The following is a 26100-nucleotide window of genomic DNA, read 5'->3' as shown; positions in this document are numbered from 1 at the left end:
ACTTTGCTCTTATAAATGAAAACTATCCATTTACAATAACGCCCCCATTTACGTGTATCATTTGCCCGGTAACATAGGATGAATCATCAGACGCTAAATATACGTATGCTGGTGCTAATTCATATGGTTGGCCCGGTCTTTGCATCGGAACATTGCTTCCAAACTGTGATACTTTTTTCTCATCAAAGCTCGATGGAATAAGTGGTGTCCAAATCGGTCCTGGCGCAACACCATTTACACGAATCCCTTTTTGCACTAATGACTGAGAAAGTGATCTTGTGAAAGCAACGATTGCCCCTTTCGTTGCGGAATAATCAATTAACGTTTCATTTCCTTCGTATGCAACGATAGACGCGGTATTTATAATGACATCCCCTTGCTTTAAATGAGAAAGTGCGGCTTTCGCAACATGAAAATAAGAAAAAATATTAATACGAAAAGTCTTTTCTAGCTGTTCTGCTGTAATATACTCTAATCCTTGCTGCGGATATTGCTGCGCAACATTATTTACTAAAACCTGTAAACTTCCTAGCTGCTGAACGGTCTCTTGAACAACATCTTTACAATGCTGTTCATCACTTAAATCACCCGGCAACAATATACACTTTACACCTTCTTTCTCGACATATTGCTTCGTCTCATTAGCATCTTCTTCCTCATCTAAATACGCAATCGCAATATTTGCTCCCTCTTTCGCAAAAGCGATAGAAACAGCTCGTCCAATTCCACTATCTCCCCCTGTAATTAATACATTCTTTCCTTTTAACTTTTCGCTACCTTTATAATTTGGATCTTCAAACTGTGGTAGAGGATTCATTAATGATTCAATACCAGGTTGTTTATTTTGATGTTGCGCTGGCATTGTTATAAAGTTTTTTTGCTGTGGCATAGCTTCTTTCAACTCCTTTTTCTTATAATGTGCATAATAAAAACTGAAATTCACACATCAAGTTACGATTAATATTCGAATTTAAGACACAAAATATGAATTGTTGTAAACTTTTTATGCAAAACTATTGCAAAATAGATAAAAAACGAATATTATATATAACTGTTGTGAAAATTATTCGTAAACAGAAAGGATGTTTATATGTTTAACCTTTCAAAACATAAAACTTCTATTAAAACTGAAATTATGGCAGGTATTATTACCTTCTTAACAATGGCATATATCATTGTCGTAAACCCAGTTATCCTTGGGGATGCAGGTGTTCCATTTGAACAAGCATTTACAGCAACAATTATCGCTGCTGTTGTCGGAACATTATTTATGGCGATCTTTACAAACTTACCAATCGCAATTGCACCAGGTATGGGATTAAATGCTTACTTCTCTTACTCTGTTGTAAAAGCTCATGAAGGCATGACTTTCGCAATTGCATTCTCTGCTGTATTCGTAGCAGGTATGATTTTAATTTTGTTATCATTCACATCTTTCCGTACAAAATTAATGGAAGCAATTCCTGAAAACTTAAAACATGCAATTACTGCTGGTATCGGCCTTTTCATCGCCTTTATCGGTTTACGTTTAACAGGTATCGTTACAAAAAATGAAGCAAATTTAGTTGGACTTGGTGATCTTCACTCTGCTCCAGTACTACTCGCATTAGCTGGACTTGGAATTACAATTGTCCTTATGTCTTTAAATGTAAATGGCGCACTATTTATCGGTATGCTATTAACTGGTATTATCGCTTTCTTCACGGGACAATTATCATTCTCAAACGGTGTTACATCAATGCCTGGATTACCAGAAGGCATTATCGTTTCAAATCCAATTACTGCTGTATCTGATGTAATTAACTACGGATTATACGGCGTTGTATTCTCATTCTTCCTTGTTACATTATTCGATACAACAGGTACATTACTTGGCGTTGCTCAACAAGGTGGATTTATGAAAGACGGAAAGCTTCCAAAAGCTGGACGAGCTCTTCTATCTGACTCATTCTCAGCAACAATCGGTTCTATGTTCGGAACAACACCATCAACAGCTTACATTGAATCATCTGCTGGTGTTGCAGCTGGTGGTCGTACTGGTTTAACAACTGTTACAGTAGCTGTTTTATTCGCACTAGCAGCATTCTTCGGACCATTAGTAAGTGCCGTTTCTGGTGTATCCGCTATTACTGCACCATCATTAATTATCGTTGGTAGTCTTATGATGGGCTCAGTTCGCCACATCGATTGGGACGCATTTGATGAAGCATTCCCAGCATTCTTAGTAATCTTAAGCATGCCACTTACATCAAGTATCGCAACAGGTATCGCACTTGGATTTATTTCATACCCACTTATGAAAGTGGCAAAAGGTAAGTTCCGTGCTGTTCACCCGCTTGTGTATGTATTTGGAATCTTGTTCTCTTATCAATTGATTTTCTTACCACATTAAAAAAGTAGAGCATCGAAATTCGATGCTCTACTTTTCTTTTATAACAATCATTCAAACTATAACAGTCCCTCCAAAATATGAAGGAGCTTATAACCATTTAATACTTTTCTTCTACCTGTAATTCTTTACTGCACTTTTGAATGAAAACTGATGAAATAATCATTACTATGCCCACACTAAAACCAATAAGTTGATCTAATAACATTTCATCATGAATAAACCAGCGAAGTAAAAATACACCACCAAAAATAAGCATCATGATAAATCCAGTATGTCTAAGCCCTTTATATACATTTTTCATATGTATCACCTCTCCACATACCTTTATCCATATTATACCATAATATAAAAAACGTGTATAACCAACATTCGGTATCGAAACCAATAATAAAAAAGACTGCAGAGAATCCCATCTCCACAGCCTAATCATTATTTTTGCAAAAACGCCTGCAAATCAGCAAACTGTCTCTTTGCATCTTCATAGCCTTGTTCGTATAAATTTTGTAATTTTGCTGTATCTTTTTCCATACGATCTACTTGAAGCGGTACTTCTGGACGAATAACAAATAAATTACCCGCTTGTTCTTCTTTTTCAATGTAATGAAGTGTTTCATTATACACTTCATAACGATTTAGCATCGTGTTCACAAGATTCGGATATTTTTTATAAGCTTTCGCTGCTATCCATCCAAATCTTGATTTTTTCTTTGCGTAACCGTGATTTCTTGTTAAAATTACGACTGATTTTTTAAATCCATCTTCCTGTGCTTTACGAACTGGAATTGGATCTGAAATCCCGCCATCTAACAGTTGTTTACCTCGGTAATTTACTACTGGTGCAATGAAAGGTAATGAACTAGAAGCTTGTAATAAATTTAGTGCATCATCATTCGTTCCTTCTTTTTCAAAATAAACAGACTGTCCTGTTTCACAATCAGTCGTTCCTACAAGAAAACGCTCGGGGCTATTAAAGTATGTTTCAAAATCGAACGGCACATGCTTTTCTGGAATTTCATGAAAAATAAAATCCATATCAAATAGCTGACGTTTTCTCCATAAGTTTTTATACGATAAATATTTCGGATGTGATGCATAATCAATATTTACTGTTTTATTTCTATTTCTTTGTCTGGAAAGATACGACGCTGCATGACAAGCACCAGCTGATACACCGATTACATATGGAAAATATAAATCTTGTTCCATAAAGTATTCTAATATCCCGCCCGTATATACACCACGCATACCGCCGCCTTCTAATACTAACCCTGTATTTTCAAGCATGTTACTCTCTCCTCTATATATATTGACCCTTTAATTATTCACTATGTTAAGTATCTGTTTCTATTATATATGAGTTCTTTCAGAAATTATATTTAAAAGACTTGAGAAAACGGAATTTTTTCTTCCAATTATATTTCCAAATGATCGGAAACATCCTTGACGAACCTTTGAATAAAATCTTGTTCTTCTTTCGTATATCTATCTAAAAGTAACAGCCACTTTTCTTCAGCTTGTTTATGCAATTTATCATGAGCTTTATATATTTCATTTCCGCTTTCCGTTAAACGGAAGAAAATTTCTTTTTGATTGTCTAACATTTGCATCTTCTCAACGAATTTCTTTTGGAACAACTTTGTACAAACTTTAGAGATTGCGCCCTTCGTCATTCCCATTTCTATCGTAATTGCCGTTACATTCATCAGACCATTTTTCCCGATACACTCGATTACATGTAACTCAGATAAAGACATACCACTTACACCTGTCTCACGAAGAAACTTCTCATTTTGTCCTTTCAAATGTTCTTCTCTTTTATGCAAAAGTGTACGAATGTCCGAAAGTATTTCCATTTGTTTCGTTGTATAATCCAATCTATTCGCCCCCTAAGTTTCCAAAGAAACAATTTAACTATATACCATTTTAAAATTATTTTTTCATATTTACAAGTTAGAAAAACATGTTAAAATAAATTTAGTTTCCGAGGAAACTAAATTAGAAGGAGGTTAACACAATGAAAAAATCCAAACTACATTTCATTTTATATGTTGTCTGTATTAGTGCCTTACTCGGTTCCTTCGCTCAAAATATTTACACACCTATCTTGCCCATGATTCAAGGTTCTTTTCATACTTCTCTTTATCTTGTAAATGTAACAGTTTCCCTTTTCACATTCGTCCTTGCGATTATGCAGCTCGTATATGGACCTTTCATTGATACAAAAGGGAGAAAATCTGTCCTTATCCCTAGTTTAGTCATTAGTACAATTGGTTCAATCGGATGTGCTTTTTCGGCAAACATTTATTTATTTCTCTTTTTTAGAGCTGTTCAAGCTATAGGAATAGCGGCTATACCTGTAGTTTCAGCAACGATTATTGGTGATTTGTTTGAAGGAAAAAAACGAGGAGAAGCAATGAGCCTTTATCAAATGTTACTTGCTCTTGCACCTGCGATTGGCCCTCTCATTGGTGGTTATCTCAGCAGTATAAACGGCCATGTATCCGTATTTCTCTTTTTATCTATACTTGGCATTCTCTTATTAATGATAAACATTTCACTACTTCCAGAAACAAAACCAACTGTAAGTAAGCAACCGCAATCAAAAAAGAATTACTGGTTTATCTTAAAAAATAAAACTGGATTTTCTATTACTTTTATTGGCTTTATTCAATTTTGTATTTACTTTTGCTTCCTCGTTTTTTTACCGAGCATTTTAACAAATTTATTTCACTTAACTGCAAGTGAAATTGGTCTTATGTTTGTACCGATGTCCCTTTCTATTATGTTAGGAAGTTATTGCTACAAGTTTTTGCAAAAGCGCCTCACAACAAAGCAAACTTTATTCATTACTAGTTTCTTCAATATTATATGTGTCACTTTATTCTCTTTCACATATAGCATCAATATCCCATTTATCATTATCGTTACATCATTGTACGGTTTTAGTATGGGCCTTTCTATGCCAACTCACACTACTTTATTAACGGAAGAATTCGTACAAGAACGCGCAACTGCTATCGGTATGTACAACTTCATCCGCTATCTTGGTATGGGCACAGGGCCACTTATAGGTGGATTTCTTTTATTTAACCAAAATTACTTTTGGATTTTCTTCCTAGGTGCAATTATGTTTCTAATCATAATCTTATATGCGATGAAAATGCTACGCTTCCCCGTCACACAAAAAGTAAAATAGAGACCTACAGATGGTCTCTATTTTAAACTCGTTGATCCGCAACAATATGAATATCAATATGCTTCGTCTGTCTCATAATTTCATTCACAATCGAACCTTTTCGAATTTCTTCCCATCGCGTTCTCGCTGATTGCCCAAGTAAAATTTGCGTTACTTGTAATCTTTTTGCAACTTCAATAATAACATCCGCTGGCTTTCTTCCTTTCGCTTCTTCTAATACAAAACTTGCGTCAAATTGATTCGTGAGCGCCTTCCACTCTTCAATTGTCTGCTTTTTTCCAACTGAAAGAGAATCTATATTTTCTCTTTCAACATTTAATACATACAATTCAGCGTTTAACCGATCAGCCATGCGCCAGCCCCGTCGTATTAATTTCTCTGCTGTTGAACTGTACTGTACACAAACGAGAATTTTTTCTTTCACGCCAATTGGTTCTATCACTGTTTGACTAATTTTCTCGTCCATATCGTCAGCGACTTCACGAAGCGATAATTCCCTGAGTGCTCCTAAATTATTAAGCGTAAAGAAATTTTGTAAGCTTTGCTGAATTTTTTCTTCTTTATATATCTTTCCGTCTATTAACCTCTTCCGAAGTACTTCCGGCGTTGCATCAACGAGCTGAATTTCATTTGCTTTTTGTAAAATAAAATCTGGAATTCGTTCTCTTACTTTTACATTTGTAATTTGAGCTACAATGTCATGAACGCTTTCTAAATGTTGAATATTAAACGCTGACAATACGGATATACCAGCCTCTAACAATTCTTGTACATCCATATAACGCTTCTTATTTTTAGAGCTGGGAATATTACTATGCGCAAGTTCATCCACTACAACTACTTGCGGCGCACGCTTTATAATTCCTTCCACATCAAGTTCATAAAACACTTTCCCTTTATACTCTATTTCTTTTAAAGGAACCTTTTCTAAATCAGCAATTGCGTCTTCTGTCTCTTTTCTCCCGTGCGTTTCAATTAAACCAATTACAATATCCATACCGTCCTTTTTCATCTCTCTAGCATCATAGAGCATTTTATAGCTTTTTCCTACTCCTGGAGCTGCTCCTACATATAGCTTTAACTTCCCACGGTTTTGCTGACGAATATATTCTAAATATTCTTCTGGTGTTCGCCTTTGAAACGTCGGTTTATAGTCATCCGCATACAAAACACTCACAACCTTTCTTTTGAAACAACGCTACCTCAATCCGTTAGATTGAGGTAGCACTGTTACTATTTCATTAGTTTCTGTAATTCTAAATTTAACTTTAAAACGTTCACACGGTTTTCTCCAAATAAGCCAAGTGCCGCACCTTCCGTTTGATCCTTAATCAATTGATTTAGCGTTTCTTTCGGAATATTCGTTATTTTAGAGATGCGCTCTACCTGCACGGAAGCTGCCTTTGGACTAATGTCAGGATCAAGCCCTGAACCTGAATTTGTCACTAAATCGATTGGCACTTCTGTAACTGGTACGGTGGGATTTTGTTTCTTCCACTCTTCAATACTTTTCTCTACTCGTTTCTCTAAATCTGGATTAGACGGTGCATAGTTATTTGAACCAGATGCCTCTGCTTTATATTCAATACTAGAAACACGCCCATGAAAATAACGTGGATCTGTGAAATTTTGACCGATTAATTTAGAACCAATCACTTCATTTTTATCATTATATATTAGACTTCCATCCGCGTTATCCTTCATTACCGCTTGTGCAATACCAGTAACAATAAGCGGGTATACAAGTCCGCACAACACTAAAAATGTAAAAGTAATCCGGATAATTGGTGATAATATACTTTGTTTCTTCGCCATCTCTTTCCCCTCTTCCTTATATGAACAAGCCGACAATTATATCAATTACTTTAATTCCAATGAACGGTACAATGACTCCGCCAAGCCCATAAATAAATAAGTTTCGGCCAAGTAGTGCATTCGAACTCATCGGTTTATATGCGATACCTTTCATCGCCAATGGAATGAGTAACGGAATAATAACTGCATTAAATATTAATGCTGATAAAATCGCTGACAGTGGTGATGTTAATTTCATAATGTTTAATGCTTCCATTTGCGGAATCGCAAGTGTAAACATTGCTGGAATAATTGCAAAATATTTTGCGATATCATTTGCAATACTAAACGTCGTTAACGCACCACGTGTCATTAACAATTGCTTACCGATTCCTACTACCTCAATAATCTTCGTTGGATTCGAATCTAAATCAATCATATTCGCTGCTTCTTTCGCAGCTGTCGTACCACTATTCATCGCTAATCCAACGTCAGCCTGCGCTAATGCTGGCGCATCATTTGTACCGTCACCTGTCATCGCTACGAGTTTTCCTTTATCTTGCTCTGCTTTAATAACTGCAATTTTATCTTCTGGTTTGCACTCAGCAACAAACTCATCTACTCCTGCTTCTTTTGCAATCGTTGCTGCTGTTAATGGGTTATCCCCTGTACACATAACCGTTTTAATCCCCATTTGACGCAACTGTTCAAAACGTTCACGCATACCAGGTTTTACTGTATCTTTTAAATAGATTAAACCGTAAATACGATTATTCACTGCAACTACAAGGGGTGTTCCGCCCTCTTTTGAAATGAAATCTGCTTTTTGATTCACATCTTTCGGAATTGTTCCACCTTGTGACTGAACCCATTCAATCACGCTACCGACAGCACCTTTCCTCACTTTCGTTCCATCCTGTAAATCAACACCACTCATTCTCGTTTCTGCTTTAAATGGAACAAACTCACCTTGTTCTGCAAGTTCTCTATTATATGATATAGATTTCGCTTGCACATACTCGATAACAGATCGACCTTCTGGTGTTTCATCTAAAACTGAGCTAATCGCAGCCCACTTTCCAACTTGCTCAATCGTTTCATTTCCTACAGGTAATAATGTATGAGCCATTCGGTTCCCAAAAGTAATCGTACCCGTTTTATCTAAAATAATTGTATTAATATCGCCCGCAGCTTCTACTGCTTTACCCGACATTGCTAACACGTTAAACTTTGTCACGCGGTCCATCCCAGCAATACCAATCGCTGATAATAATCCACCAATTGTCGTTGGAATTAAACAAACTAACAACGCAACAAGTACAGCTGTATCAATTTGAAATCCTAAATAGTTTGTAAAAATCGGTAACGTCACAACAACGATTAAGAAAATAAGCGTTAAGCTCGTTAATACTGTATTTAAAGCAATTTCATTCGGTGTTTTTTGACGAGCAGCCCCTTCTACTAACGAAATCATTTTATCAATAAATGATTCACCAGGATTACTCGTAATGACAATTGTAATCTCATCACTTACAACCATCGTACCGCCTGTCACGGAACAAAAATCACCACCAGCTTCTTTTATTACAGGAGCTGATTCCCCTGTAATCGCAGATTCATCAACAGACGCTAATCCTTTTATGACTTCTCCATCACTTGGAATCATTTCTCCTTGTTTTACAATAACAACGTCACCTTTTCTCAGATCCGTTGCCGAAACTTGAACGATGTCTCCATTTTCTTTTACAACATTGGCAAACACATCTTTCTTCGACTGTTTTAAAGAATCGGCTTGCGCTTTCCCCCGCCCTTCCGCTAACGCTTCTGCAAAGTTAGCAAATAAAACTGTAAATAATAGAATGAGGGAAACTGTTATATTAAACCATCCTGGTACACTACTAGAACGACTTGGAAGAAACGATAAAATGAACGTAATGATAAATCCAATCTCCACAACGAACATAATCGGATTCTTTATCATAACTTTCGGATTCAATTTCGCAAAGGATTGTTTCATCGCATGTTTCACGATATCACGATCCATCGTTTTCGCTTGTCTAACCTCATCTTCTACTGCATGTATGTGTGACTCATTTACTCTTTTTTCTTTTACTACTACCGGTCTCATCATTTACCCTCCATTACTTCAATGTAAGAAATTCTGCAATTGGGCCGAGTACTAACATCGGGAAGAATGTTAATGCACCGACAATTACAATTGTTCCGATGAAAATGCCGCCAAATAAACTATTATCCGTACGGAACGTTCCGACTGTTTCTGGCACAACCGTCTTCTCTTTCAATGAAGCTGCAACAGCTAGCATCGTAATTAAACTGAAATAGCGTCCTAAAAACATAACTAAACCAGTTGTAATATTCCAAAACGGTGTATTATCTGCTAACCCTTCAAATCCAGATCCGTTATTCGCAGCTGATGACGTATACTCATAAACAACTTGTGTTAAACCGTGGAAGCCCGAGTTAGAAATCGCTTCTGTTCCTAAATGTGTAGAAAGAGCCAATGCTGAAAATCCTAAAATAAGCAGTGGATGAAATAGTATTGTTACCGCAATTAATTTCATTTCCTTACCTTCAATTTTCTTACCTAAAAATTCCGGTGTCCGTCCAACCATCAATCCAGATATAAAGACTGCGATAATCGCATACATAATAATGTTCACAAAGCCTGCTCCAACGCCGCCGTATACTGTATTTAACATCATATTTACGAGTGGTACTAACCCGCCAATTGGTGTTAACGTATCATGCATCGTATTAACAGCACCTGTTTCCGCAGCTGTCGTTACTGTCGCATAAAGGGAAGAAAATACTGTTCCAAACCTCACTTCTTTTCCTTCTGCACTTCCTTGTACATGCTGGATACCCATGTCATTTAATATTGGATTTCCATGTAATTCAGATGTCGTAATTGTGATAAATCCTAGTAAAAACACCATGAATAGTGATACGAAAAGGATACGACCTTGCTTTTTATTTCCTACCATTCGTCCGTACGTAAACGGAAGTGCAGTTGGCAATAACATCATAAGCATCATTTGCAAAATATTACTCATCTGCCCTGGATTTTCGAAAGGATGAGTAGAGTTTGCTCCGAAAAATCCACCACCGTTATTTCCAAGTTCCTTAATGGACACGAATGATGCAACTGGTCCGCGTAATATACTCTGCTTTGCCCCATCGATTGTTTGTGCTGTAACGGCCCCGTCTAACGTTTGTGGTACACCAAGTGCGACAAAGACTAGTGCCGCAATAAATGCAATAGGAAGAAATACTCTCGTTAATGCTCTCGTAAAATCAACGAAAAAGTTACCGAGTTCTTTTCCAGCGAGCCCTCTTATAAACGCCATTACAAGTGCTAACGTCGTTGCCGGCGCTGCAAACATTAGGAATGTAATTCCGATTAATTGCGATAAATAAGATAAACCATTTTCACCGCTATAATGCTGTAAGTTTGTATCAGCCATAAAACTAATTGCTGTATTAAAAGCAAGCGTAGGCTCCATCCCTTCAATGTGTGCTGGATTTAATGGCAATACTCCTTGTAGTCTGAAAATGAAATATACGACAACAATCATAAATCCATTTAATAAAACTAATGACAATGCGTACTGTTTCCACGTTTGATTGTATTCTTTTACACCCGTAATTTTAAAAATAAGTTTTTCAAAAGGCCCAAATACTTTATCTAACTTTTTACTACCTTGAAAGGCTTTCTCTAAATAAATTCCTGTTGGCTTTGCCACAAGAATAAACAACAGCATTGTAATAACGACTGCGACCCAGATCATAATGAATGACTCCCCCTAATTAAAACTTTTCCGGATTTAGTAATGCATACACTAAGTACACCGTAATTGCTCCAACAATAACCGATAAGGCAATCGTCATGATTGCTTCCCTTCTTTCACAACTTTATCTGACCAACTTGCAAGACTTGCCATCGATGCGACTAATACAACAAAAATCCCGATCATTACAACATCTAACATAGCTATCCCTCTCTTTTGTAAAAAATTACCATTGGATAATCAAAAAAAGAACACTAAGCTCTACTTAGTGTTCGAAATGAACAACACAAAGTAAACCTCCTCTCTAAACGCTTACGAGGTTAGCTGTCGGATTCGGGCCTAAAGAGTAGCCCTACTTTCAAAACTGAAAGATTCACCCCAAGTGACGATGCACAAAATTGGTTCCCCCGCTCCATTTCTGGAACTCAGCGATTTTAGGTTTTTTTGGAAATTTTATGAATGATTTATGAGAGTAAATATACTCCTCTATATTTAACTTGTAAAGAGGCAAATTACCTAAAATAAGAAAATAAACACCTATTTAAACGCTTACATTAAGTGTTATTAATATTCTTTCACCTGTTTTCTCGTCTTTTCTTTCTTTTTCACAGAAATGACCTTTTAAATACGAAATAAAAAGAGCGAATGACATGAAGTGCATAGCTTGTTGCACTTAGCATTCGCTCTTTTTTTATTCACTATTTATTCTCCTCGTAAAAAAGCACGTAAATTTCTCCCACGAATATAAACTTGTGACAATTCTGCATGTAGCTGCTCATATTCGATAACATCTGTTTTTAAATATAAAGCATCTTTAGATGGCAATATGATATAGGGCCTTGGAAAAATAGGATCCAGTACCACCAATTCTTGAACTCGCTCTACCGATACCGCCCAACGATTCGCTATATCTCCTAGTAACAACACTTTCATCTTCTTTTCCCCCGCCCTATTCAAAAAATAAAAAAGTAATATTATCACAATTCGTAAACACGACAAATGTAGCTCCCATTGTTTCATAGAGCCTCGCTGGATATCGTTTATTCCTTGTAACAACAGTAATAGGTGCCTGAAAAGAAAAGCGAATGTGTTCTGTAAAGAAGCTAACGATTGGAAGCTCATCCCCTAGTAAAATCACCTTTTTAATACACTCACAAATACTAGTAAAATCCTGCTCCTTACTACAACTATACGTCCAATCAAATCCACAATCCCTAACTTCAGCCGCTATCTCTTCATTCGCTGTAAAAATAATTAACTCATGTTGAAATGCTACTAAATCTCTTAAACTACTTATCTTGCTTTCTTCTCCAACACAAATAAGTGTTAGTTCCATGTACCTCATCCTCCTTAGCATAAAAGAACTCAAACATAGATTGATATTCCCCTATACTAATCAGATCGATGAAGTGATGTATCCATCATGGCACCGTCCTCTCTCAAGACGCTTACGAAGTTAGCTGTCGGATTCGGACTTTGAGAGTAGCCCTACTTTCAAAATTGAAAGATTCACCCCTAGTGACACTGCACAAATTGGTTCCTCCGCTCCATATAATTGGACTCAGCGTATTACAAAAAATATATTCTGGCTGATATATTACTCTTGTATTCGGAAAAAGTAAACAGAAAAAAGCCAGTTATATAACTGACTTTTTTCTACTTATACATGTGCTTTATTCAATTTATATGCAAAATGATTCGTCGGTCCATGACCATTTCCAATATTCAACGGCTCTTCAATTGCTATACTAATAAATTGTTTTGCTTCTTGAACTGCCTCTTCAATTGAGTATCCTTTCGCAAGTCCTGCTGTAACTGCTGAAGCAAATGTACACCCGCTTCCATGCGTTTGCTTTGAAGGAATTCGTTCACTTCTAAATTCGATAAACTCTTCTCCATCAAAGAGTAAATCAACTACTTCATTACCTTGATATTCTGCATGTCCGCCCTTCATAAGTACATATTTCGCCCCTAATTCATGCAGTACTTTCGCAGCTTCCTTACTATCTTCAACATTATGAATCTCCATTCCAGTTAACACTTCTGCTTCGGGAACATTCGGCGTTATAACCGTTGCTACTGGTAATAAATATTCTTTTAATGCTTGCACTGCTTCTTGTTGTAATAATGATGCACCGCCCTTAGCAATCATAACAGGGTCTAATACAATATTATTCCAGCAAAACTTCTTTATATGTTCTGCTACAATTTGAATAATTTCGCTGCTAAATAACATTCCTAGTTTCACAGCATCTGGTGTTAAATCCATACCAATTGAATTCAACTGTTCCGTAATACCTTCTAATGGAACTGGATATACCCCTTGAACGCCAAGCGTGTTTTGAGCAGTAATTGCCGTAATAGCCGTCATCCCATACACACCAAGCTCTTGGAATGTTTTTAAATCTGCTTGAATGCCGGCACCGCCGCCACTATCAGACCCTGCAATTGTTAAAGCTTTATTTACTTTCATCCCACTCATCCTTTTCTATCCAAAATAGCGATGATAAATCGTCTTTGCTTCGCTTATATCTTTCGTTCCATGTACAAGTACACGACCATCTTTAAAAGCAACTAATCTCTTTTCTTCCACAGAAAATGATAATAAATATGGATTTACATTTAAATCATGCACACGATCATTCAGCAGCTCTTTATATCGTTCAAAATCTATTTCCTCTTTATGAGGTGGTCTAATTTGAACTGTATTTCTCCCGCATAACACTGCTGTTTTCGATGTATTATCTTTATTTAAATACGGATACAAGGCATTCTCTCCGCACGAAGGACAATTGTGCTTACGAAGCTTTTGCACATTCATACATGAATATTCATTCTTCCATACATCAAACGATACAAGTCCATCTCGAAGCGATTCGTAATCTTCTACTAACAGTTTAAGAGCTTCCGTTACTTGATGAGAAACGACGAGAGATACAGCAGGTGATATAATCCCCGCTGTATCACATGTCGCCCCGCCAAGCGGAATCGATTGTAATAAACAAGATAAACATGGCGTTTTACTAGGAAGAATTGTGTAAGAAAGGCCGTAACTCCCTACACATGCTCCGTAAATCCATGGAATAGAATGTTTTTGTGCTATATCATTCACAATGAAACGCGTTTCGAAATTATCAGTTGCATCAATCATTACATCAACGTTTGTAACGAGTTCTTCTAACTCCTCAGCTGTTACATCTTGAACGAGCGCTTCTACTCTTACTTCACTATTAATCTCTTCTAGACGCTTCTTCGCTGCTACAGCTTTCGGAAGATTATTTTTTACATCACTCTCTGCATACAATTGCTGCCTTTGTAAATTACTCCAATCGACATAATCTCGATCAACAATCGTTACTGTACCAACACCAGCTCTTACAAACATTTCTGCATTTGCACTACCTAATGCACCTGCGCCGATAATAAGCACATGCTTTTCCCTTATCTTTTGCTGTCCTTCTTCTCCAATTGGAGAAAATAGTTCTTGGCGAGAATATCGATTATTCAACTACGCTCATTCCTTCTAAAGGACTACTTGCCGTTGCACAACGCTTACGTCCAATACGACCTGCTTCAAATCCTAAACGGCCTGCCTCAATACTTAATTTCATTGCTTGTGCCATTTTAATAGGATCTTTTGCTCCTGATACAGCTGTATTTAATAACACGCCATCTGCTCCTAATTCCATCGCAAATGCCGCATCAGCCGGGCTACCAATACCAGCATCAACGATAACTGGTACTGTCGCTTGTTCAATAATGAAGCTCAAATTCAATGGATTTACAATACCAAGTCCTGATCCAATTGGAGATGCTCCTGGCATAATCGCATGCACGCCAAGTTCTTGTAATTTACGTGCTAATACAACATCATCAGATGTGTACGGAAGTACGATAAATCCTTCTTCTAGTAACATTTCAGATGCCTTTAACGTCTCTACTGGATCAGGTAATAACGTTCTATCATCACCAATAACTTCTACCTTTATCATGTCGCAAAGCCCTGAAGCTTTTGCTAATTTTGCAATACGAACAGCTTCTTCAGCATTTTTTGCTCCGGCAGTATTCGGTAATAACGTATATTTTTTCACATCAAGTTTCTCTAATAAATTAGGCTGCTTTGCATCAAATATATCCATACGACGTACTGCGAACGTTAAAACCTCAGCCTCAGATACATCAATTGCCTTTTGCTGCACATCAAAATCAGGGAATTTTCCTGTTCCTAATAAAAGTCTAGAATGAAATGAAAATGGTCCAATGTTTAACATAATCAACCGCCTCCTACGAAAGTTACAATCTCAATTTGGTCTCCATCAAAAACAGATGTATCTGTATGATCATCTTTTTGTAAAATATCTTTATTACGCTCTACTACAACAATTCTGTTATCTAACTCTAAATGTGTAAGTAGCTCAGCTACTGTTTTCACACTCTCTGGCACTTCAATTTGATTACCATTAATTTTTAAATTCAAACTTCCATCCCCTTTCTAAACTGTTTTAGAAAGCAATGAATCTAGCAAGTGATTCTCCTGCTTTCCTTCTATTAAATCAGCCATATATTGACCAGAAACAGGACTTAATAAAATACCGTTTCGATAATGGCCCGTGCAAGCATATAAACCTTTTATTTCTTCATGCTCTCCCATATAAGGAGCTTCATGATTCGATTGTGGTCTTAATCCTGCCCATGCACTTTCCCATTCAGCTTCTTTTAAAGCAGGCAATATTGTATACGCGCGCTCTAATATAGAAGTAATACTTTCTGGTTGCACAGTTTTATTGAACGTACGAGGCTTCATCGTTGCTCCAATTACGTAACGTCCGCCGCGCTTTGGTGCAATGTAAAATCTTTCTTGGAAAATAGGCGCCTTTAAAAGTGGTTTTCTACTTCTTACCGCTACTACTTCTCCTTTAACCGGATATGTACCCCATTCGCGGTGAAAATAACCTAGTAACTTCGTGCTCCATGAGCCACCTGCAATAACAACTTTCTCGCAAGTGATCATACCTTCGCTTGTCACAATTCCAGTCACTTTATTATTTTCAATACGAATATCAAACACTTCTGTCTGTTCATATATATCAGCACCCGAAAATGATGCGGAATGTGCGAATGCTTTCGTAAGCTCTGGTGCAATAACATGACCATCTTTTGGATAATATACAGCCCCTATAATTGACTCAGATAAATACGGCTCTTTCTCTCGTAAACGATCTCCCGCCAGAAAGTAAGAATCTTCACCGGTTTTCTGCTGCCAATCCATAATATGAAGAATTCTTTCCTTCTCCTCTTCATTTTGAGCAATGCGATAAATGCCTTTCTCTTCATACCCAATATCAATTCCTGTTTTTTCACGTAAAACTTCTGCAAGTTGTGGAAATATAGCACGGCTTTCTCTAGCAAGTTCAAATAGCGGGTCATACTCATCCCATTCTGCCTGCACCCCAAGTAAACCAGCGGCTGCTTTCGAGGCTTCAGATGCAATCTGTTGCTTCTCTACAATCGCTATTTTATGTCCTCTTTCTGCTAGAAAATGTGCAACTGAACTACCAATTACACCACCGCCAATTATCGCTACATCATACTTCTTACACATGTTTTTCCGCCCACTTTCTTATTGATTCCTTATAAGACTTCGCTTTGCTATACGGGTTACTACTACTTATAATCCCAGACATAACAGCAATACCACTGACGCCGTTAGCAAGAACATCTCCAGTGTTTTCCGGAGTGATTCCTCCAATTGCTGTAATCGGTATGGATAAACACTTTGCAATGTCTGAAATTTCTTCAAGCCCTCTCGCTGGCACACCTTTTTTACAATCTGTCGGAAATACATGACCATAAACGAGTGAATCCGCGCCATTCTTAAATGCATCAATCGCCTCTTCTAAAGAATGTACAGAATAACCGACATGCAAATAAGAAAACTTTTCTTTCACTGACCTTACATCTGCGCTTCGATATCCTAGCTGCACGCGCGGAATGTTTAATAAAATAGCAATATCAATTCGATCATTTATCACTATTTTTGATGCTGGAAAGCCTTTCTTCAAAAGACTTTCCACACCTTCATACAATTCCTTCGTGCTTTTCTCACGCTCACGAATATGCAAATAATCAATTTCACTTTCAATTTGCATCGCTACATTCACTAACTCTTCGAATGACATGTGACCATTTGAGATTACATGAAGCTCATTTTTCATATTCATTCGCCTACTTTAAAATGTTTTCGAATAACTCATCGGCCGGAACGATTTCTTTCGTCATTCCTTTATCTTTCAGCCATTTATTTTGTTTCTCCCATGACTCTTTTGAATCTGATAAAAATGGTTCATCCTTCGTTTCCATTTTCTCTAATAAAATTTTCATACTTTCTTTTTCAACTTCTGGTACAAGTGGGAAGTTTTCTTTTTCTTGATGATTTAATAAAATATTTAATGCTTCATCTGGTTTTTTCTTCATGAAATCATAACCTTTTTTCGTACCACGTAAGAAAGCTTGCAACGCTTCTTTATCTTTTTTCAACGTTTTATCACCTGTTACAAATACAAGCTCATGATAATTCGGTACACCGTAATCTGCTGGATTAAAGTATGCTGGTTCATGACCTTCATGACGCATAACAGGTACTTCATGGTTAATGTATGCCCCTGTTACCGCATCCACTTTTTTCGTAATTAATGCTGGTACTAAATCAAAACCAACATCGACTACTTTCACTGTATCTGGATTACCACCAGCTTCTTTTACCATCGTTTTTAAATACATCTCACTTAAAGGTGTTCCAGAATATCCAACTGTTTTACCCTCTAAATCTTTTGGCGATTGAATGCCTGCAGACTTCAGCGATACAACATGGTTTAATGGTGAACGTACGACGGCTCCAATTGACTTCACTGGAATTTGTTCATTTGCTTTTGCCATGACAACATCTGGCTGATAATATAAGCCCACTGTTACTTTTCCTGCAGCTGCTAACGTTAATGGGTCAGTCGGATTAGAAGGGAATTTAATATTTACCTTTACTCCTTCTTCTTTAAAGTAACCTTTTTCAATTGCCGCATAAATAAAGCTATGTACCGCATTTGGGTACCAATCAAGCATGACCGTTATTTCTTTCTCTTTTTTACTTTTTTCCGATGCTGAATTACTCGAACATCCAGCAATCATTGCAACTAATAATGTAAACACAAAGATGCGCTTTAAAAATTTCATGAATGCTTCCTCCAACTAATGAAATTTTTTTCTACTAACGAAATAAGTATGACGAAGAGAATAGCTAATAATGATAACAATACAATGGGTGCAAATACACCTGCCCCGTCTAACTGCGTCATCATTCTCTTACTGAAATATCCTAGCCCCGCTTGTGCACCGAGCCATTCACCAATTGCCGCCCCAATTACACTAAGCGGTACTGCAATTTTTAAAGCTGAGAAAAAATAAGGAAGAGCAGACGGCAATTTTAATTTAAGAAAAACATCTTTTTTCGTTGCCCCATACGTAACTAAAAGCTCTTCCCATTCTTTTTTCGTACTGCGCAGTCCATCATACGTATTAACCGCAATTGGGAAAAACGTAATTAAAACCGTAACAACAACCTTACTCCAAATCGTATATCCAAACCATAAAACAAATAGCGGAGCAAGCGCTGTAATAGGAATCGTTTGCGAGGCAACTAATAATGGATAAAATGCTCTCTCCATCCATGTACTCGCATTCATTAACATCGCTAGCCCTACCCCAAGTACGATAGAAATAGCCACCCCTATTAAAACGACATATAATGTTGCTGGCAAATGAACTGTAAATAATATGTCTTTTAGTTTCCATATCTTCATTACAATCGCAGACGGTGACGGTAAAATGTACATTTCATCTACAATTCTTGCGCCTACTTCCCAAAGAGCAAGTAAAATACTAGAAAGCGTAAGAGCAGGTAATAGCTCCTTCAACCGGTTCATCATACGAGTACCTGCCTTTGCAACATACTAAGAAGCTCATCTTTCAGCGCTAATACTTCTGGTTTATATAAATCTTTCCTTGTCCGATTATGATCAAGCGGTACAATCCTCTCGGTTAAAGTAGTTATCGGTTGCTGCTCTACTACTAAAATTCGATTAGAAAGAAACAATGCTTCTTCCACATCATGAGTGATAAATAAAATTGTTTTTTCCCACTCTTTCCATTGTTCAAACAACCATTCTTGCAAAGAGGCCTTCGTTAAAGCATCCAACGCACTAAACGGTTCATCTAACAGCAATATCTCCCCACCTGTTAATAAAGTTCGAATAAAGGATACACGTTGTCTCATACCACCAGATAAATCTTTCGGATATTTTGTCTCATACCCTTGTAAGCCAAATTTATGCAATAGTTCCTTCGCCTTTATTTGTGCTTCTTTCTTCTGTACACCTTGGCACTCTAACGGCAGGGCAGCATTCTCAATAATCGTTCTCCACGGCAAGAGCATATCTTTTTGGGGCATATATCCTACAGGATGGCTCTTTGTCTCTGTCAGCTCTATCTGTCCCGTACTTGCTTCTTCTAAACCTGTAATAAGGCGAAATAAAGTACTTTTCCCGCATCCACTCGGTCCGATAATGCTTACAAACTCTTTATCTTGTATAGAAGCATTTAATTCATTAATGATTGGCTTCTCCTCATAATGAAAAGAAACATTATGAAACTGTAGTATGTTCTTGCTCCTCAAATCCCCACATCTCCTTACGGTAGGACATATCCCAGAATAAATATTCAAATCGACTGGAATATAGGAAAATCTCCTCTAATCGATCTAGCTCTTTTTCAGACTTTCCAACTGCCATTTCATTTAATAAATCGATTAACCAAACACAAAGGTTGCCATATTCTTCAGAGCTATAGCCTTGAATCCACTCACCAAAGAACTCATGATCTCTTGCTCCAGGAATATCATTTAAACGCTTTCCAATCTCCCAGTAGCTCCACATACATGGAAGAAGTGCTGCTATTAATTCCGCAAGTGTGCCATTTTGAGATACAGACATCATGTAATTTGTATAAGCTAAATTTTTAGCAGATGGCTTTGCAGACTCTATCTCCTCTATAGAAATTCCAAGTCTTTTTGCATACTGTTTATGAATTGTCATTTCTCCATTTAATATCCCATCAATTTGTTCAGCAAATTTCCCCATAACTTGTGGATTTGTTGCCTTTACAACACCGATCGCATATAACTTTGCATAATCTAACAAGTATAAATAATCTTGAATAATATAATACTGAAACTTATCTTTTTCTAACGTACCATCCCCCATACCTACAACAAATGGATGATTATGACTCATCTCCCAAACTGGTTGTACAGTTTCTAATAATCTATCGCAAAATTTCATTTCTCTATCCCCTTTCAATTTATATATCTAAATAAAAAACCACTTCTAAATAAGAAGTGGTTACAGCAAATAAAATTATAATTTATTCGTTGCTCCACTTCCCTTCGCTAGTATTACCTAGATCAGGTCTGTAAGGGTTAAGGATTATTCCTCTCTCAGCACAACAAGCACCCCTAGTGGTTTCAATATGAAATTTTCAAATAAAAAAGCCCCGTTTCTATACGCAAAGAAACGGGGACTCATTGTTAGTGTCCGAATTGCTTCCCTACGCTAGCATAATCTAGATCAGGTAATAAAAAGGATCAAAGACTTAAGGCCTTACTCTCAGCTGGCAACACCAGCTCTCCTAGCAAACTATAAAATTATCACTGTCAGTATAACATCGTAATAAGACATCATCAACTGTTTTAATTTTCTCAATTGTCAACAAAATAACAAAACCATATAATACTTATATTCTATCTTAGAAATTATTATCCTAATGAATTGGATAAAAAGGAATCATTATCCTCAAAAAATTTATTTTTATATTGATTTCATATTACATTTATGTGAATACACCCACTATATTATATCTTTATACTATAATAAAATTACAACTATACAACTAGAGGAGGTCTCTATTATATGAATATGAAAGCTACTGCTTTAACAGCAACTACTGTCGCAATTGCTTCTTTACTTCCTTCTATGGGAGAAACAAATGTACAAACAGCCAACGCTGAACAATTATCTAATATGAAAACTGGATATGTCAAAGTCGATCAAGTAGCCTTACATACAAAAGATAACGCAAATAGCTCATCAATTGATACAATTCGCTTTAATACGAAAGTGAATATACTTGAAACAACTAATGGCTGGTATAAAGTATCTGTTAATAATAAAGTAGGTTACGTACAAAAAGATTCTATTCTACTAAAAAACAAACTTCAATCTAATAATCAATATATCGTCAATGCCAATGCATTAAACGTTCGTTCTGAACCTAATTTAGAATCTTCAATTTTAGATGTATTACCAAATGGGAAATTCGTTACTATTCAAGAAGAACAAGGTGAATGGTATAAAATTTTACATAATGGCAAAACAGGTTACGTACAAAAGGCATTCGTATCTAATGGTTCACAGCCTTTAGTAAAAGGCATCACAGTTCAAAATAATACGAAATACACAGTTGCAACACCTAAACTTAATGTGCGTAGCAACGCTAGTACAAGTAGTGCACTACTTGGTTCATTACAAAATGGTACACAATTACAAGTAGTGGAAACTGTAGGAACTTGGTATAAAATTCGTTTTGGCACAGGATACGGATACGTGGCAAAGCATTATGTAGTGCAAAATCAATCACAAGCTCAAACGGCTCAACCTACTTCCATTCCAGCCGTTTTCAAATTCCCTACTCAAGGAAAAATTAGCTCAACCTTTGATATGCGCTGGGAACAAATGCATTATGGTATAGATATCGCAGCTCAGGGTAATGTCTCTATCCAGGCGGCGGCTGCAGGTAAAGTCGTGAAATCATATTATTCAGCTAGCTATGGCAATGTTGTGTTCATCGCCCATCAAATAAACGGGAAATTATATACAACAGTCTATGCTCACATGAAAGATCGCACTGTACAAGCTGGTGATCAAGTACAAGCTGGACAATTAGTAGGTCATATGGGAAACACAGGTCATTCATACGGGCAACATCTTCATTTTGAATTACACAATGGAGAATGGAATTTTGAAAAAACAAATGCAGTAAACCCACTGCCATATTTAGTTAGGTAAATTGTATGCCACGCAATATCAATATACCTCTCTTAATTGAATACTTAGCCTTTTTAGGCTTAATCTGTTGCTTAGTAATTTATAATACAAATACTGTATTTTTATCTATTATCATTGCTTTTGTTGCTTTAGAAATTATGATGGAAGCTTTTCAAGTTCAACTAAAACAAAAAATTGCCCATATTTATAATGCCATCTTTCTATTAAGTGCTTTAATAACAAATATTATTAGTAATGGTTTTTATTTATCTACCGTATTTCCCGTATTTTTTATGGCTGTTTTATTATTCATAGCTAGATACATTCATGTCCCTAATAACAAAAAACACGAACAAGAAGCTTAGAAAGAGGAGACACTGTGTACCAATCTTTCAAAGATAATCCGATAAAATATATATTGAATTTATACAAAAAAACAAATACTTTTTTTGGTATACAAGGAAGCTATACGGCACAATTTCTCCTTTATGGAATGTTATTTCTCGTCTTAATTACATTCTCCTTGCTTTACTAATAAAAAAGGATCTCACAATTGAGATCCTTTTAATTTATATAGAAAATGCTCTTTATCCGCAAGCATATTTTTCATAAATAAAGCTAAGATTATATTTTTTCTCTAAGCTCATTCTTTGTTCATCATCACACCAATAGAACAGAATATCATGAATCGTTGCATAACGCTTATTTTTAAGAAACAGTTTAAAGAAAGATGGTAAACAGTCATGTAATTGTATAAATATATAATTGCGTAATATTTCTTCTTTATATTTAATGCCCTTACAAATATACAATAATTCTTCACAATAATATGCATGTTGTGGAACTTGGATCATTTCAAAAAATGGCACATATGATAATAACTTTCCAATAAAATGATCATATCGATCCATTATCCCTATCGTCATATGCTCCATCATATCTTTCATTACATATAAATAATCATCTACATGAGTAGTCTTGAGTGGGTCTAATCGATCTGAAATTTGAGAAAGTACAGCCCTTTGGCAAGCTAACACCGCTTGACTAGGTCCATAATATGATAGAAAGTCTGTACACTTACGATACTTTCGTAATAAATCATATGTATATAAGTCATAAACAAAAGTATTACAATACATCGCTAAACTCATCATATCACTATTTAATTGCTCTTTTGATAGTGACTTAGCTCTCTTACACATATAAAAAAATGTAAATTCTAATACTTCTTTATGGGATAATAAATGTTTACAGTCTTTTATACATTTCTCATTAAATTTAACTCTATCCCAAATTTCTACATCCCCATCAGTTAATTCACCAATACGATATTTAATTATTAAATAGTTTAAAGCAACCGCCTGCGTCAAAAGATCCCACGTTTCATATTCCAATGAAGTATGAACAAACTCAGCTAGCCCTTGAGTTACCATAAAAGTATTCGCTTCTTCATACCAACCAATTTCTTGGCATAAGCGAAGAATACGTACTAAAGTTGGAATTTCGTCTTTATGAAATTGCGGTAAATTCTTTGCTTTATTCATTCCATATACGATAAATGCCGCTAAATTTTCTTCTTTATAAAATTCTTTTTCTTTCCACACTAATATAGTTCGCTCTTTCCCTTCACCTTTTGGATGACAAGGTACAAGCAAAGAAAATAATTCAGCGAAATTATTTGGTTCTATATATGTATCTGTAACCAAATTCCAATTTGGATCGCGCTGTACAGCCTTCATATAATTCCCCTTCCCTTTTGTCTACATAGGAAATATTAATCCATTATTACATCATTAACAATAAATATTGTTATATTCGAAATCAATCATAATACTTATATCTATCAGTATATCATTTTTTCTCTTATTTATAATTAGGAATGACAAATTTAAATAAACTGTCGAAATTACTCACTGTATACTTATTATATAATGGCTCAGATACATCATGCTAACATATTAGCTTAACCCTATATACTAGAATAATGTATCTGATTTTTATACGTAACGTATTCCACTAACTAAAGTCTCACTTCATTCCGTATGCTCTGATATTTCACTTAAAGCAAATCCCGCTTGATCATCTGCCGATTCTTTTATAGCTAAATCTCCTAGTGCTAACATCCCAACGAGTTGACCACTCTCAACTACTGGCAATCGTCTAATTTGATACTGCGCCATTAACTCTGTAGCCTTTTCAATAGAATCATCTGGAGAAACTGAAACAATGTTTGTTGTCATTACATTTGTAATTTTATTAGATCCAGGATGTTTTTCAGCAATCCCTCGAACAACTAAATCTCGGTCCGTAACAAGACCAACAACTTGTTCATTTTCAACAACCGGGATCAATCCAATCGATTCTTCTTTCATCTTCACAGCAGCTTCATATACATTGTCTAACGGTGTACACTGTACAATATGAGTGCTCATCAAGTCTCTCACTCGTGTCATTTGTATCTCCTCCTTTTTATACATACCATAGCTTTTCCTAAATCCCTTTATTTATTTCAGGAAAATCAGTTGATAAAGGAGAATGAACGCACAATAAAAAAGAGTCAGCATATTGCTGACTCTTTTTTTATGACCCGTACGGGATTCGAACCCGTGTTACCGCCGTGAAAGGGCGGTGTCTTAACCACTTGACCAACGGGCCATGGCTCCGCAGGTAGGACTCGAACCTACGACCGATCGGTTAACAGCCGATAGCTCTACCACTGAGCTACTGCGGAATAATATATGGTGGGCCTAAATGGACTCGAACCATCGACCTCACGCTTATCAGGCGTGCGCTCTAACCAGCTGAGCTATAGGCCCATATACTTTACAGGGGCAGTAGGAATCGAACCCACACTGGAGGTTTTGGAGACCTCAGTTCTACCTTTAAACTATGCCCCTAAAGGATGCCGACTAGAGGACTTGAACCCCCAACCTACTGATTACAAGTCAGTTGCTCTACCAATTGAGCTAAGTCGGCATAAAAAAATGGTGGCTCGGGACGGAATCGAACCGCCGACACGAGGATTTTCAGTCCTCTGCTCTACCGACTGAGCTACCGAGCCAAACATAAATGGCGGTCCCGACCGGGGTCGAACCGGCGATCTCCTGCGTGACAGGCAGGCATGTTAACCACTACACCACGGGACCATTTGGTTGCGGGGACAGGATTTGAACCTGCGACCTTCGGGTTATGAGCCCGACGAGCTACCGTGCTGCTCCACCCCGCGATGATAAAATATTTACTTTAGAAAAAATGGAGGAGGTAGAGGGATTCGAACCCCCGCGCGACTCTCGCCGCCTGTCGGTTTTCAAGACCGATCCCTTCAGCCGAACTTGGGTATACCTCCATGAAGGAAAAAATATTTTATTATTTATGTCTAAACCATTTTAAAAGAAAATGGAGGAGGTAGAGGGATTCGAACCCCCGCGCGATTCTCACCGCCTGTCGGTTTTCAAGACCGATCCCTTCAGCCGAACTTGGGTATACCTCCGAGACATATAATAAATAAAGTGGAGCCTAGCGGGATCGAACCGCTGACCTCCTGCGTGCAAGGCAGGCGCTCTCCCAGCTGAGCTAAGGCCCCATGTTTTTGGGAATATCGGGAAGACAGGATTTGAACCTGCGACCCCCTGGTCCCAAACCAGGTGCTCTACCAAGCTGAGCCACTTCCCGTTATTAAAAGCGCGCCCGAGAGGAGTCGAACCCCTAACCTCTTGATCCGTAGTCAAACGCTCTATCCAATTGAGCTACGGGCGCATA

Annotated in this window: 28 protein-coding genes, 13 tRNA genes and 4 riboswitches; of the genes, 4 read left to right on the top strand and 37 right to left on the bottom strand. The window is 36.9% G+C overall.

Annotated features, from left to right (window positions below; all coding sequences use genetic code 11):
• Nucleotides 1-22: 22 nt before the first annotated feature.
• Nucleotides 23-889 carry an SDR family oxidoreductase gene (locus PDK19_RS07015; RefSeq protein WP_001136257.1) on the bottom strand — a complete coding sequence of 289 codons (867 nt, stop codon included), beginning with the start codon at nucleotides 887-889 and terminating at the stop codon, nucleotides 23-25.
• A 201-nt stretch (nucleotides 890-1090) separates the two neighbouring features.
• Here PDK19_RS07015 and PDK19_RS07010 point away from each other — a divergent pair, with 201 nt between their 5' ends.
• Nucleotides 1091-2392, top strand: a complete 1302-nt coding sequence (locus PDK19_RS07010) for an NCS2 family permease (protein WP_049113663.1) — start codon at nucleotides 1091-1093, stop codon at nucleotides 2390-2392.
• Between the two features lie 97 nt (nucleotides 2393-2489).
• On the opposite strand, the gene PDK19_RS07005 is transcribed toward PDK19_RS07010, so the two are convergent.
• The 3 genes from PDK19_RS07005 to PDK19_RS06995 all read right to left on the bottom strand — a co-directional run bounded on the left by PDK19_RS07005 (nucleotide 2490) and on the right by PDK19_RS06995 (nucleotide 4266).
• On the bottom strand, nucleotides 2490-2693 hold the full coding sequence (locus PDK19_RS07005; protein WP_049113661.1) for a hypothetical protein: 204 nt from the start codon (nucleotides 2691-2693) through the stop codon (nucleotides 2490-2492).
• Nucleotides 2694-2821: 128 nt separating this feature from the next.
• Nucleotides 2822-3676, bottom strand: a complete 855-nt coding sequence (locus PDK19_RS07000) for a patatin-like phospholipase family protein (protein WP_000892679.1) — start codon at nucleotides 3674-3676, stop codon at nucleotides 2822-2824.
• A gap of 128 nt (nucleotides 3677-3804) precedes the next feature.
• Complete coding sequence (locus PDK19_RS06995; protein WP_000386750.1) at nucleotides 3805-4266, bottom strand: MarR family transcriptional regulator; 462 nt, start codon at nucleotides 4264-4266, stop codon at nucleotides 3805-3807.
• A gap of 140 nt (nucleotides 4267-4406) precedes the next feature.
• On the opposite strand from PDK19_RS06995, the gene PDK19_RS06990 reads away from it, so the two are divergent.
• A complete protein-coding gene (locus PDK19_RS06990) occupies nucleotides 4407-5588 on the top strand; it encodes an MFS transporter (protein WP_270706821.1) in 1182 nt (393 codons plus the stop codon).
• A gap of 22 nt (nucleotides 5589-5610) precedes the next feature.
• Here PDK19_RS06990 and kdpDN read toward each other — a convergent pair whose 3' ends face one another.
• The 18 genes from kdpDN to tenA form a co-directional block, all read right to left on the bottom strand.
• Nucleotides 5611-6765 carry a KdpD-like non-kinase potassium sensor gene (gene kdpDN / locus PDK19_RS06985; RefSeq protein ID WP_074615301.1) on the bottom strand — a complete coding sequence of 385 codons (1155 nt, stop codon included), beginning with the start codon at nucleotides 6763-6765 and terminating at the stop codon, nucleotides 5611-5613.
• 56 nt (nucleotides 6766-6821) lie between these two features.
• The gene (gene kdpC, locus PDK19_RS06980; RefSeq protein ID WP_001085560.1) at nucleotides 6822-7403 is read right to left on the bottom strand and encodes a K(+)-transporting ATPase subunit C; all 582 of its coding nucleotides are present in this window, start codon (nucleotides 7401-7403) and stop codon (nucleotides 6822-6824) included.
• Between the two features lie 16 nt (nucleotides 7404-7419).
• On the bottom strand, nucleotides 7420-9510 hold the full coding sequence (kdpB, locus tag PDK19_RS06975; protein WP_001248012.1) for a potassium-transporting ATPase subunit KdpB: 2091 nt from the start codon (nucleotides 9508-9510) through the stop codon (nucleotides 7420-7422).
• Between the two features lie 13 nt (nucleotides 9511-9523).
• Complete coding sequence (kdpA, locus tag PDK19_RS06970; protein WP_049111977.1) at nucleotides 9524-11191, bottom strand: potassium-transporting ATPase subunit KdpA; 1668 nt, start codon at nucleotides 11189-11191, stop codon at nucleotides 9524-9526.
• A gap of 19 nt (nucleotides 11192-11210) precedes the next feature.
• On the bottom strand, nucleotides 11211-11291 hold the full coding sequence (gene kdpF / locus PDK19_RS06965) for a K(+)-transporting ATPase subunit F (RefSeq protein WP_000150657.1): 81 nt from the start codon (nucleotides 11289-11291) through the stop codon (nucleotides 11211-11213).
• Nucleotides 11288-11392 (bottom strand): SipW-dependent-type signal peptide-containing protein, encoded by a 105-nt coding sequence (locus PDK19_RS06960; RefSeq protein WP_000887889.1) that lies wholly within the window; start codon nucleotides 11390-11392, stop codon nucleotides 11288-11290. The genes kdpF and PDK19_RS06960 overlap by 4 nt, the downstream gene beginning before the upstream one ends.
• A gap of 94 nt (nucleotides 11393-11486) precedes the next feature.
• Nucleotides 11487-11632, bottom strand: a riboswitch (cyclic di-AMP (ydaO/yuaA leader).
• Nucleotides 11633-11893: 261 nt separating this feature from the next.
• A complete protein-coding gene (locus tag PDK19_RS06955) occupies nucleotides 11894-12124 on the bottom strand; it encodes a hypothetical protein (protein WP_000866315.1) in 231 nt (76 codons plus the stop codon).
• 16 nt (nucleotides 12125-12140) lie between these two features.
• A complete protein-coding gene (locus PDK19_RS06950) occupies nucleotides 12141-12527 on the bottom strand; it encodes a hypothetical protein (RefSeq protein WP_014893302.1) in 387 nt (128 codons plus the stop codon).
• Between the two features lie 93 nt (nucleotides 12528-12620).
• Nucleotides 12621-12768, bottom strand: a riboswitch (cyclic di-AMP (ydaO/yuaA leader).
• A gap of 83 nt (nucleotides 12769-12851) precedes the next feature.
• Entirely contained in the window at nucleotides 12852-13673 is an 822-nt protein-coding gene (gene thiD / locus PDK19_RS06945) for a bifunctional hydroxymethylpyrimidine kinase/phosphomethylpyrimidine kinase (protein WP_139303015.1), read from the bottom strand.
• Between the two features lie 6 nt (nucleotides 13674-13679).
• Nucleotides 13680-14699, bottom strand: a complete 1020-nt coding sequence (thiF, locus tag PDK19_RS06940; protein WP_001065440.1) for a thiazole biosynthesis adenylyltransferase ThiF — start codon at nucleotides 14697-14699, stop codon at nucleotides 13680-13682.
• The gene (gene thiG, locus PDK19_RS06935; RefSeq protein ID WP_000931996.1) at nucleotides 14692-15462 is read right to left on the bottom strand and encodes a thiazole synthase; all 771 of its coding nucleotides are present in this window, start codon (nucleotides 15460-15462) and stop codon (nucleotides 14692-14694) included. Before thiG ends, thiF begins: the two co-directional genes overlap by 8 nt.
• Nucleotides 15463-15464: 2 nt before the next feature.
• A complete protein-coding gene (gene thiS, locus PDK19_RS06930) occupies nucleotides 15465-15668 on the bottom strand; it encodes a sulfur carrier protein ThiS (protein WP_001049505.1) in 204 nt (67 codons plus the stop codon).
• Nucleotides 15669-15683: 15 nt separating this feature from the next.
• A complete protein-coding gene (thiO, locus tag PDK19_RS06925; protein WP_000335168.1) occupies nucleotides 15684-16793 on the bottom strand; it encodes a glycine oxidase ThiO in 1110 nt (369 codons plus the stop codon).
• Entirely contained in the window at nucleotides 16786-17406 is a 621-nt protein-coding gene (gene tenI, locus PDK19_RS06920) for a thiazole tautomerase TenI (protein WP_000787178.1), read from the bottom strand. The genes thiO and tenI overlap by 8 nt, the downstream gene beginning before the upstream one ends.
• Before the next feature lie 10 nt (nucleotides 17407-17416).
• Nucleotides 17417-18418 carry an ABC transporter substrate-binding protein gene (locus PDK19_RS06915; RefSeq protein ID WP_000670437.1) on the bottom strand — a complete coding sequence of 334 codons (1002 nt, stop codon included), beginning with the start codon at nucleotides 18416-18418 and terminating at the stop codon, nucleotides 17417-17419.
• Entirely contained in the window at nucleotides 18415-19167 is a 753-nt protein-coding gene (locus PDK19_RS06910) for an ABC transporter permease (protein ID WP_270706942.1), read from the bottom strand. Before PDK19_RS06910 ends, PDK19_RS06915 begins: the two co-directional genes overlap by 4 nt.
• Nucleotides 19167-19916 carry an ABC transporter ATP-binding protein gene (locus PDK19_RS06905; protein WP_001256825.1) on the bottom strand — a complete coding sequence of 250 codons (750 nt, stop codon included), beginning with the start codon at nucleotides 19914-19916 and terminating at the stop codon, nucleotides 19167-19169. The genes PDK19_RS06910 and PDK19_RS06905 overlap by 1 nt, the downstream gene beginning before the upstream one ends.
• Nucleotides 19885-20580, bottom strand: coding sequence for a thiaminase II (gene tenA, locus PDK19_RS06900; RefSeq protein ID WP_000666831.1), 696 nt, complete (start codon nucleotides 20578-20580; stop codon nucleotides 19885-19887). Before tenA ends, PDK19_RS06905 begins: the two co-directional genes overlap by 32 nt.
• An 82-nt stretch (nucleotides 20581-20662) precedes the next feature.
• A riboswitch (TPP riboswitch) is annotated at nucleotides 20663-20765 on the bottom strand.
• 60 nt (nucleotides 20766-20825) lie between these two features.
• Nucleotides 20826-20938: riboswitch (TPP riboswitch) on the bottom strand.
• A 269-nt stretch (nucleotides 20939-21207) separates the two neighbouring features.
• Between tenA and PDK19_RS06895 the strand changes: the two genes are divergently transcribed.
• Together PDK19_RS06895 and PDK19_RS06890 are read left to right on the top strand one after the other, a co-directional pair.
• A complete protein-coding gene (locus tag PDK19_RS06895; RefSeq protein WP_001056047.1) occupies nucleotides 21208-22362 on the top strand; it encodes an SH3 domain-containing protein in 1155 nt (384 codons plus the stop codon).
• Between the two features lie 5 nt (nucleotides 22363-22367).
• Nucleotides 22368-22706 (top strand): hypothetical protein, encoded by a 339-nt coding sequence (locus PDK19_RS06890; protein WP_001137811.1) that lies wholly within the window; start codon nucleotides 22368-22370, stop codon nucleotides 22704-22706.
• A 222-nt stretch (nucleotides 22707-22928) separates the two neighbouring features.
• Here the strand turns inward: PDK19_RS06890 and PDK19_RS06885 are convergent, their stop codons facing one another.
• From PDK19_RS06885 to PDK19_RS06815, 15 genes are all read right to left on the bottom strand, one after another.
• Nucleotides 22929-24080, bottom strand: coding sequence for a DUF3965 domain-containing protein (locus PDK19_RS06885; protein WP_014893303.1), 1152 nt, complete (start codon nucleotides 24078-24080; stop codon nucleotides 22929-22931).
• A 294-nt stretch (nucleotides 24081-24374) separates the two neighbouring features.
• On the bottom strand, nucleotides 24375-24794 hold the full coding sequence (locus tag PDK19_RS06880) for a CBS domain-containing protein (RefSeq protein WP_014893304.1): 420 nt from the start codon (nucleotides 24792-24794) through the stop codon (nucleotides 24375-24377).
• A gap of 130 nt (nucleotides 24795-24924) precedes the next feature.
• Nucleotides 24925-24996: transfer RNA gene (locus tag PDK19_RS06875), tRNA-Glu, on the bottom strand.
• A gap of 1 nt (nucleotide 24997) precedes the next feature.
• Nucleotides 24998-25072: transfer RNA gene (locus PDK19_RS06870), tRNA-Asn, on the bottom strand.
• Nucleotides 25073-25080: 8 nt separating this feature from the next.
• Nucleotides 25081-25157, bottom strand: a tRNA-Ile gene (locus PDK19_RS06865).
• A gap of 10 nt (nucleotides 25158-25167) precedes the next feature.
• Nucleotides 25168-25238: transfer RNA gene (locus PDK19_RS06860), tRNA-Trp, on the bottom strand.
• A 6-nt stretch (nucleotides 25239-25244) separates the two neighbouring features.
• Nucleotides 25245-25317 (bottom strand) — tRNA-Thr (locus PDK19_RS06855).
• A 9-nt stretch (nucleotides 25318-25326) separates the two neighbouring features.
• A tRNA-Phe gene (locus tag PDK19_RS06850) sits at nucleotides 25327-25402 on the bottom strand.
• A gap of 9 nt (nucleotides 25403-25411) precedes the next feature.
• Nucleotides 25412-25487: transfer RNA gene (locus PDK19_RS06845), tRNA-Asp, on the bottom strand.
• A 3-nt stretch (nucleotides 25488-25490) separates the two neighbouring features.
• Nucleotides 25491-25567: transfer RNA gene (locus PDK19_RS06840), tRNA-Met, on the bottom strand.
• A 27-nt stretch (nucleotides 25568-25594) separates the two neighbouring features.
• Nucleotides 25595-25687, bottom strand: a tRNA-Ser gene (locus PDK19_RS06835).
• Nucleotides 25688-25738: 51 nt separating this feature from the next.
• A tRNA-Ser gene (locus tag PDK19_RS06830) sits at nucleotides 25739-25831 on the bottom strand.
• Between the two features lie 20 nt (nucleotides 25832-25851).
• Nucleotides 25852-25924, bottom strand: a tRNA-Ala gene (locus PDK19_RS06825).
• Nucleotides 25925-25939: 15 nt separating this feature from the next.
• A tRNA-Pro gene (locus PDK19_RS06820) sits at nucleotides 25940-26013 on the bottom strand.
• Between the two features lie 10 nt (nucleotides 26014-26023).
• Nucleotides 26024-26097: transfer RNA gene (locus tag PDK19_RS06815), tRNA-Arg, on the bottom strand.
• Nucleotides 26098-26100 lie beyond the last annotated feature (3 nt).

The organism is Bacillus cereus group sp. BcHK124 (assembly GCF_027712065.1).
Taxonomy (GTDB): Bacteria; Bacillota; Bacilli; order Bacillales; family Bacillaceae_G; genus Bacillus_A; species Bacillus_A pacificus.
Note: the sequence above shows the minus strand (reverse complement) of the source record. Positions and strands in the feature narration are given on the sequence as shown.